Source organism: Streptomyces muensis (assembly GCF_021474425.1).
Lineage (GTDB): Bacteria > Actinomycetota > Actinomycetes > Streptomycetales > Streptomycetaceae > Streptomyces > Streptomyces muensis.
Genome location: NZ_JAKEIP010000318.1, coordinates 1 through 8276, shown reverse-complemented (window position 1 = coordinate 8276; position 8276 = coordinate 1). Strand labels below are relative to the sequence as shown.

At 72.9% G+C, this 8276-nt stretch carries 6 protein-coding genes and 2 pseudogenes; 5 read left to right on the top strand and 3 right to left on the bottom strand.

Going from position 1 to position 8276, the window contains the following annotated elements; all coding sequences use genetic code 11:
• Positions 1-327 (bottom strand): annotated as a pseudogene (locus tag L0P92_RS39190) (hypothetical protein); the annotation flags it as partial.
• 480 nt (positions 328-807) lie between these two features.
• Between L0P92_RS39190 and L0P92_RS39185 the strand changes: the two are divergent.
• The 4 genes from L0P92_RS39185 to L0P92_RS39170 are packed head-to-tail and all read left to right on the top strand — an operon-like array spanning position 808 to position 4823.
• On the top strand, positions 808-1731 hold the full coding sequence (locus L0P92_RS39185; protein ID WP_234767909.1) for a LacI family DNA-binding transcriptional regulator: 924 nt from the start codon (positions 808-810) through the stop codon (positions 1729-1731).
• A 49-nt stretch (positions 1732-1780) separates the two neighbouring features.
• Positions 1781-3022 (top strand): ABC transporter substrate-binding protein, encoded by a 1242-nt coding sequence (locus tag L0P92_RS39180; protein WP_234767908.1) that lies wholly within the window; start codon positions 1781-1783, stop codon positions 3020-3022.
• Positions 3019-3999 (top strand): carbohydrate ABC transporter permease, encoded by a 981-nt coding sequence (locus L0P92_RS39175; RefSeq protein ID WP_234767907.1) that lies wholly within the window; start codon positions 3019-3021, stop codon positions 3997-3999. The genes L0P92_RS39180 and L0P92_RS39175 overlap by 4 nt, the downstream gene beginning before the upstream one ends.
• The gene (locus tag L0P92_RS39170) at positions 3996-4823 is read left to right on the top strand and encodes a carbohydrate ABC transporter permease (protein ID WP_234767906.1); all 828 of its coding nucleotides are present in this window, start codon (positions 3996-3998) and stop codon (positions 4821-4823) included. The genes L0P92_RS39175 and L0P92_RS39170 overlap by 4 nt, the downstream gene beginning before the upstream one ends.
• A 25-nt stretch (positions 4824-4848) precedes the next feature.
• Here the strand turns inward: L0P92_RS39170 and L0P92_RS39165 are convergent, their stop codons facing one another.
• Together L0P92_RS39165 and L0P92_RS39160 are read right to left on the bottom strand one after the other, a co-directional pair.
• Entirely contained in the window at positions 4849-6312 is a 1464-nt protein-coding gene (locus L0P92_RS39165) for a Tat pathway signal sequence domain protein (RefSeq protein WP_372497403.1), read from the bottom strand.
• Between the two features lie 183 nt (positions 6313-6495).
• Complete coding sequence (locus L0P92_RS39160; RefSeq protein WP_234767905.1) at positions 6496-6951, bottom strand: hypothetical protein; 456 nt, start codon at positions 6949-6951, stop codon at positions 6496-6498.
• A 105-nt stretch (positions 6952-7056) separates the two neighbouring features.
• Here L0P92_RS39160 and L0P92_RS39155 point away from each other — a divergent pair.
• Positions 7057-8276, top strand: a pseudogene (locus L0P92_RS39155) (hypothetical protein); the annotation flags it as partial.

Genomic DNA, 8276 nt, shown 5'->3' with positions numbered 1-8276 from the left:
CCGCAGGGGGATGGGGCGCGGTGGGGTGGCGATGCCCTGCCGGGCGGCGATGCCCTGCGGGGAGGCGATGCGCCACGCGGCGGCGGTGCCCTGCGGGCCGGCGGTGCGCCATGGGCCGACGATGCCCTGCGGGGAGGCGATGCGCCGCGGGCCGACGATGCCCTGCGGGGAGGCGATGCGCCACGGGCCGACGATGCCCTGCGGGGAGGCGATGCGCCACGGGCCAACAATGCGCCAGGCGGCGGTGGTGCCCTGCGGGCCAGCGGTGCACCTCGGAGCGGCGATGCGCCACGGACCGGCGGCGCACCTCAGGGCGGCGAAGCGCAACGGACGAGCGGCACGCCACGGGTCGACGATGCCTTGCGGGCCAGCGGTACACCTCAAGGCGGCGATGCGCCACGGACCGGCGGCGCACCTCAGGGCGGCGAAGCGCCACGGGCGGGCAGCGCGCCACGGGCCGACGATGCCGCACGGGCGGGCGGTACACCTCAAGGCGGCGACGCGCCACGGACCGGCGGCGCACCTCAAGGCGGCGACGCGCCACGGACCGGCGGCGCGCCACGGGCCGACGATGCCGCACGGGCGGGCGGTACACCTCAAGGCGGCGACGCGCCACGGACCGGCGGCGCACCTCAGGGCGGCGATGCGCCACGGACCGGCGGCGCGCCACGGGCCGACGATGCCGCACGGGCGGGCGGTGCACCTCGGGGCCACGATGCCCCACGGCCCGGCGATGCATCTCAGGGCGGCGAAGCGCAACGGGCCGGCGGCGTGCCACAGGCCAGCGATGCCCCACGGGCCGGCGGCGTGCCACAGGCCGACGATGCCCCACGGGCCGGCGGCGCACCTCAGGGCCACGATGCCCCGCAGGCCGGCGGCGCACCTCACGGCCACGATGCATCTCAGGGCCGCGTCACCCCGCAGGCCAGCAACGGGCCGCGGGCCGACCACGCGCCGCGGGCCGACGATGCGCTGCGGGCCGACGATGCGCTGCGGGCCGGCGATACCCCACAGGTCGACGGTGTGATCGTGATGGAGATCCGCCGCGAGGACAGCCGGGTCGAGCAACTGACCGCGGCGGGCTTCCCGTTCGTGGCGATCGGCCGCAACCACCGTTGCGACGAGGCCGGCTGGGTCGATCTGGACTTCGCCGGGCTGGCGAGCGGCTGCGTACGGCACCTCGCCGACCTGGGCCACCGCCGGATCGCCTTCGTCAACCGCCCCGAGCAGCTGTTCAACGTCGGCTACGGCTTCGCCCGGCTCGGCCACGAGGGCTACACCACCGCGATGGCGGACCTGGGCCACGAGCCGCGCGCCTACCTGTGCGGCGACGACCTCGCCTCGGGCGAGGAGGTCGTGGCGCGGATCCTGGCGGACGACCCGGCGACCACCTCGCTGGTCACCATGAACGAGGCGGCCCTGGAGGGCGTCTACCGCGGCCTGACCCGGCACGGCCGCAGCGTGCCGCGGGACTTCTCGGTCGTCGGGGTGGCGGCCAGCCCCTGGGCCGAGCAGGTGACCCCGCAGCTGACCGCGGCCGAGATCCCCGCCAAGGAGATGAGCCGGGTCGCCGTGGAGCTGATGGTGGAACGCCTGCGCTCCCCCGGCTCGACCCCCCGGCACATCCTGCTCAAGCCGCTGATCACCCTGCGGGCCAGTACGGGACGGTGCCATCCGGTGCCCGGTGCGGAACCCGAGCCCGAATTCCCCGATTTCGACCTGGATTTCTGATACGCCGAGGTATGCCGAGCCAGTACCTCGAACACCCCGGGAGGGGAGCATGCCGTACCCGGTCGACCGCCGCCGGTTCCTGCGTACCGTCGGCGCGGCAGCCGCCGCCCTCGGCGCCGGCGGGGCGCTGGCCTCCTGCGGCGGCTCCGACGCGCCGGGCACGACCACCCTCACCTGGTGGGACTACTTCACGCTGGACAACTTCCAGCCCGGCATGACCCGGCTGATCAGGGACATCGAGGCCGGGGTGCCGGACGTACGGATCGAACGGCGGACGTTCCCGTTCGCGGAGCTGGAGCGGCAGATCACCCTGGGCGCGATCTCCGGTGACCTGCCCGACATCGCGATCGTCGACAACGTCTCCATGAACACCCTCGGCGGCAGCGATCTGCTCGCCGACCTCACCGACCGGGTCGAGGAGTGGGGCCAGGCCGGGCAGTACTACAAGGGGCCCTGGGACGGCTGCCAGGTCGGCGGCAGAACGCTCGGCATCCCCAATCAGAGCAACTGCCTGGCCCTGTACTACAACACCCGGATGCTCCAGGACGCGGACGTGGAACCGCCCACCACCTGGGACGAACTGGCCTCCGCAGCCGAGCGGCTGACCAAGGGCGACCGGTACGGCCTCGCGCTGAGCGCGATCAGGACCGAGGAGGGCGTCTTCCAGTTCCTGCCGTTCCTGTGGCAGGCGGGCGGCGACCTGGACACCTTCGCCACCCACGGCGCCACCGCCCTGTCCTTCCTCGACGGCCTGGTCGCCAAGGGCTCCCTGTCGGAGCAGTGCGTCGGCTGGACCCAGCAGGACGTCAACACCCGGTTCCTCAACCAGCGTGCGGCGATGCAGATCAACGGCCCCTGGCAGATCCCCACGCTGAAGGAGGCCGACTTCGACTGGGCGGTCGTCGCCCTGCCCCGCGACAAGGAGGCGGCCACCTGTCTGGGCGGGGAGAACTGGGTGCTGATGGCGAGCAGCGACCATCTGGACAAGGCGTGGGAGGTGCTGGAGTACACCCAGCGCCCGTCGGTGCTGACGCCGTACCTGGTCTCCTTCGGCAACCTGCCCGCCCGCAAGGACCTCGCCGACCGGGGCGCCTGGGCCTCCGACCCGGCCTTGCGGCTCTTCCTGAGCCAGCTGCCCCTGGCCCGGCCACGCCAGTACGGTTCGCACTACGCCGACGCCTCACAGGCCGTCGCGGAGGCGGAGCAGGCCGTACTGACCGGCTCGGCGGCCGCCACGGCCGCGGCACGGACGGCGGCCGGGAAGATCGACAAGGCCCTGGGCGAGCGGTGAGAGGGCGCCAGGCCCTCGCGCAGGAGATCCGCCGCAGAAGGGCCGGACTCCCGCCGCCCGGCCCAGGCCCGATGCACGGCCCCTCCGCGCGCCGCCGCCGCGCCGGCTACCTCTTCTGCCTCCCGGGCCTGGCCTTCCTCGCCCTGTTCCTGGCCTACCCGCTCTTCTACAACGTCTGGACCTCGGTGCACGACGTCCGGCTGAGCGGCCTGCTCGGCGGTGCCGAACGCTTCAACGGCCTCGACAACTACCGCGTGGTCCTCGACGACCCGGCGTTCTGGCACTCCGTACGCCTGTCGCTGCTCTTCACCATCGGCTCCCTGGTCCTCCAGTTCACCCTCGGCTTCGCCCTGGCCCTGCTCTTCGCCCGCCCGTTCCCGCTGAACGGCCTGCTGCGCGCCCTGCTCCTGGTGGCCTGGCTGCTGCCGCCCATCGTCAGCGGCACCCTCTTCCGCTGGCTGCTGGACGCGGAGTCCGGCGCATACAACGCGCTGCTCAGGGCCGTCGGCCTGGACGCCCTCGCGCACGACTGGCTCACCGACCCGTCCACCGCACTCGCCGGCGTGATCCTCGCCAACATCTGGGTCGGCGTGCCCTTCAACATGCTTCTGCTCCTGGTCGGCCTGCACACCATCGACCCAGAGCTCCACGAGGCCGCCGCCCTCGACGGAGCGAGCGCCCGCCAGCGCTTCCGCCGGATCACCCTGCCCCTGATGCGCCCGGTCGCCGTGACCGTCCTCCTGCTCGGACTGCTCTACACCTTCAAGGTCTTCGACCTGATCTTCGTGATGACGGGCGGCGGCCCGGTCGACGCCACCCGCGTGCTGTCCCTCTACGTCTACGAGGTGTTCTTCCGCTTCTTCCGGTTCGGCGAAGGCGCGGCCGCGGGCCTGCTCCTGCTCGTCGTACCGCTGCTCACGGGCGTCTTCTACGTACGCCGGCTGCGCCGCGAGGACGCGGTGGGAGGTTCCACGTGAAACCTCCCCGTCACCCCTGGTTGCTCACGGCCGTCGCCACCCTGATCACCGCGGCGTTCCTGCTGCCGGTGTACTGGATGGCCAAGACCAGCCTCACCCGCCCGGACCGCATCCTCGCCCCGACCCCGCAGTGGCTGCCCACCCCGCTCACCACCGAGAACTACCGGACGGCCCTGGACTACGCGGGCCTGACCCGGGCCCTCCTCAACAGCCTGGTGATCTCCAGCGGCGTGGTGGCCCTCACCCTGGTCCTCGGCGTCCCGCTCGCCTACGCGCTCGCCCGGGTCCGGATGCGTGGCTCGGGCACGATGGTGCTGGCCCTGCTGGTCGCCCAACTGCCGCCCGCCATCGTGCTGGCGGCGCCCTTGTTCATCCTGGAGCGCCGGGCCGGTCTCGACGACAGCCACCTCGGTCTGATCGCCGCGGACACGACCCTCACCCTGCCCTTCGCGGTGATCGTGCTGCGCCCGGTGCTGCGGTCCTTCCCGCCGGAACTGGAGGAGGCCGCGCTGGTCGACGGCTGCGGGCTGCCCGGCGTGCTGCTGCGGGTCGTCCTGCCGGTCATGGCGCCGAGCCTGGTCGCCACGGCCGGGCTGTGCTTCCTGATCGGCTGGGGCGAGTTCCTGTTCGGCCTCACTCTGGCCGAGGGCCCGGACGTCCAGCCCGTCACCGTCCTGCTGAACGCCTTCGTCGGGCAGCACGGCACGGCCTGGGGCGCCCTGATGGCCACGGCCACCCTCATCAGCGTCCCGGTGGTCTGCGTGTTCGCCCTCTTCCAGCGCTTCATCGTGGGCGGGTTGGCGGCGGGCGGCGGACGCGGCTGAGGCGCCGTCCTCCACCGACGCGCCGTCAGACCCGCAGCGGGTTGGCGCGCACGGCCGCCATCAGATACCAGGCGGTCGCCCCGAGATGCCGGTACGGGTAGTAGCCGAACCCGAACCCCGTATCGAGCGGGCTGCTGGCCGACACGACCCCGGACCGCTCGGGAAGCGCCCGCCCGCCGACGGTCTGACCGCTCCCGAGCAACTCCTGCGCCCGCTCGATGGAGTCGAGCAGCCGCCGCGCCCGCGCCTCGTCCCCGCGCCCGTGCCGCTCCCGCAGGGCGAGCGCGAGATGCGCCGTCCCCTCGAACCACACGCCGTTACGGTCGGGCTTGGGCTGGCCGTCGGCGATCGGGGCGTCCTCGTTCGCGAGGAGCCCGGCCGAACTGAAGGTGACACCTTCGTACGACTGCCCCGCCGGCACCGTGCTGTTGCGCCGCTCGGCGTGGTCGAGGACGGCCAGCTCGCGCGCGGCCCAGTCCAGCGAACGGGCATGGGCGCGGGAGTCGAGAGCCAGGTAGGTCCAGGTCTGGGTGTCCGCGGGAATCGGCGACTTGTTGACGGTCACCCCGTCGTTGGTCCCGGTGTAGAAGAACCCACCCTCCGCGTCCCACACGCGGCTGAGGAACGCCCGGGCCCGAGCACGCCGCTCCAGCCAGACCCCGTCCCCCGTCAGCCAGCCCAACCGCCCGAACAGACAGACCAGGTCGGTGTTGTGCTCGGTGGAGGTGAAGGGCAGCTTCTGATCGGCCCCGTCGACCCCGAACTTGTACCCGCCGAGAGGTTCGTCGGTACGCCCGTTCCGCTCGATCCACTCCCCGATCCGCACGGCCCCGGCAAGGAACCGCCGCTCCCCGGTCCGCCCCGCCAGCGCGCTCAGCGCGATCCCGGCCCAGGCCATGTCCCCCACGGCCGTCCCAGTGAACCCGAACTGCGTCCCCACGTTGGCGCTGCCGTCCGCCCTCACGAACCCGTCCGGCTGCAGCGAGCCGTCGTAGAAGGTGTACGGCCCGACGTTGTACGCCTGCCGCAGCCGACCGTCGTCGTACGCCGGGTCGTGCTCCTGCGCGTACAGCAGCGCGTCCCCGAGCGCTTTGGCCCGGGCCCGCCCGTCAGCGGTACGGGCGGCGAGGTGGGCGAGGATCGCGAGGGCGTTGTCGTAGGTGAAGGCGGTGCTGAACAGACCGGCCTGGTCGGCGTAGCTCTGGGCGAGGCGGACCCTGCCGTGGTCGGGGTAGGCGTCCATGGCGGCGGCGAGGAAGGCGTGACCGCGGCGCGGGGCGGAGACCGCGCGAACCTGACCACCGACGGCCCCCTCGGCCCGGGCCGCCCCCGCCCCGGCCACGCCAACCACCACAGCCCCGAGACCGGCCCCCAGAAGCCCCCGCCGACTGACCGCCCGGCGTCGCCCTTGCCCCTGTCCCTGTCCCTGGTCCTGGTCCTGTCCGTCGGTCATACGGGTCACGCCGCTCACACCGTTCACGCCGGTCATGCCGTTCATGGGTCTCCCTTGCCAGGCTTTGAGAGCGCTCTCACGAGTGCGGGGTCATTCTGCTGGGCCGGGTGGGGCGGGTCAACGTCCGTGTGGTGCCGAGTAGTTGAGTTGAAGGGAGGGGTTGGGTCGGCGGGGCAGCGAGTCCGGCATCCAAGCAGGAGCCCTGCGACGGTCAACTGATCACCGGGGCCGGCAACACTCCTGGGCCACCGAGACGAAGGCCTGCTTCGCGCTCGCCAGTTCGCCCGGCCGCTCATGGCGTCGTAGACCGTCGACGAGATGTTGGGCCGCCGCCGCGGCATCGGGCGGCCCTTCCAGGAGCACGTGCCCCAGGGCACGTTGCAGCAGGACGTCGTCGTCGGTATGCCCCCGGCCGGTCCGTTCGGTGAGGATCCTGGCCTCCGCGGCTCCGAGGAACTCCGCGTACACCTGGCGGCGGCGGGCGAACTCACGGTGACCTGCTTCGGCGCTGAGCGTCATGCGAACCGATTCGAGCAGTGCCTCGGCCTGCCGGTCGCCCGCGTGCCGCGCCGCCTCGGCCTGCCGGATACCGGCACCGCGGGCGTACCAGCCGGTCACCACACTGCCCGCGATGGCCGATCCCGCGGCGATCAGGGCGATTCCCCAGTCACTCATGCCGCCATCCTCGCGATCAGCCCCGACAGGCCACACCACCTTGCCCAATGTGCGGCGTGGATCACTCTCGGCGATCCGTGAACACGTGCGCGATAGGATCGGATCATGTCGCCCGCCGACGCGAACAAACCCGCTCCGACCTGCGGAAACAGCACTTCCCGCCCGCCGGTTCCCAGTAAACTGGGCGACGGGCGACGGGCGACGGGCGACGGGCGACGGGCGACGGGCGACGGGCGACGGGCGGTTCTGTTCGTGGCGCGGTCGGCGGTGGCCCTGTATCGGCTGCTGGACGCCGTCCCCGTATTCTCCGGTGACGACCGGATCACCCGCCTGTTCACCCTCGCCCCGGGTTCGGACTTCGGAGCCGACGCCCTCTGCGCGATCGATGCCGCCGGAGGCCGTACGGTGCCGTGGAGCGAAGCGTGCGGCCGTACCCACGACCTCGTCGTCGCCGCGAGCCCGAAGGGCGACCTGAGGCTGCTGCGCGGCCCGCACGTCCTCCTGCCGCACGGCGCCGGCTTCAACAAGTCGCTCCCCGGCGAAGGTTCGGCGGACTCGGCATCCGGGCTGGACCCGGCGTATCTGCGACGCACCGAACCCGACGCCGAGATAGCCCTGCACGCCCTGGCCCATCCCGACCAGGTCGCGCGGCTCGCCGCCACGAGTCCGCAGGCCGCCGCCCGCGCGAAGGTGATCGGCGACCTCACTCTGGAACGCGTCCTCGCCTCCGTCCCCCTCCGCGAGCGCTACCGGGCGGCGTTGAACACCGGGGCGCGCAAGCTGATCGTCCTGTTCTCCACCTGGGGCCCCGACTCGCTCCTCCGACGACGCCCCGGACTGCCCGCCCGGCTCGCGGCCCAACTTCCGTACGACGAATACCAGTTGGCACTCGTGGTCCATCCCAACGAGCGCAGCCTTCTCGGCACGTACGAACTGACCGAACGCCTGGCGCCAGCCCTCGACGCGGGGATGGTCCTCCCGGATCCGTACGAGGAGTGGGCCTCGGTCCTGATCGCGGCCGACGCCGCGGTCACCGACCACGGGTCGGCGGCCCTGTACTGCTGCGCCGCCCAGGACCGCCCGATCGTGAGCGTCCACCCGGGCGGCGGCGAGCTGATCCCCGGCAGCCCCATGGACGTACTGCTGGGCCGCATACCGCGGTTGGAACACGGCGCGGACATCACCGACGCGCTGCGGGCGTACCGGCCGGGCCCCGGGCAGGCCGCGGCCCGGGCCGCGTTCGCGCCGCCCGGCGATGCCGTGGAGCGCCTGCGCACCGAGGTCTACGCCCTGCTCGACCTCGCACCGCCCGCCCACCCCCTCAC

Bases quoted from the DNA above. Each gene is read 5' to 3' on its own strand.
- L0P92_RS39160 (WP_234767905.1), bottom strand. From the start codon at position 6,951: ATGAGTGACTGGGGAATCGCCCTGATCGCCGCGGGATCGGCCATCGCG.
- L0P92_RS39165 (WP_372497403.1), bottom strand. From the start codon at position 6,312: ATGACCGGCGTGAACGGTGTGAGCGGCGTGACCCGTATGACCGACGGA.
- L0P92_RS39180 (WP_234767908.1), top strand. From the start codon at position 1,781: ATGCCGTACCCGGTCGACCGCCGCCGGTTCCTGCGTACCGTCGGCGCG.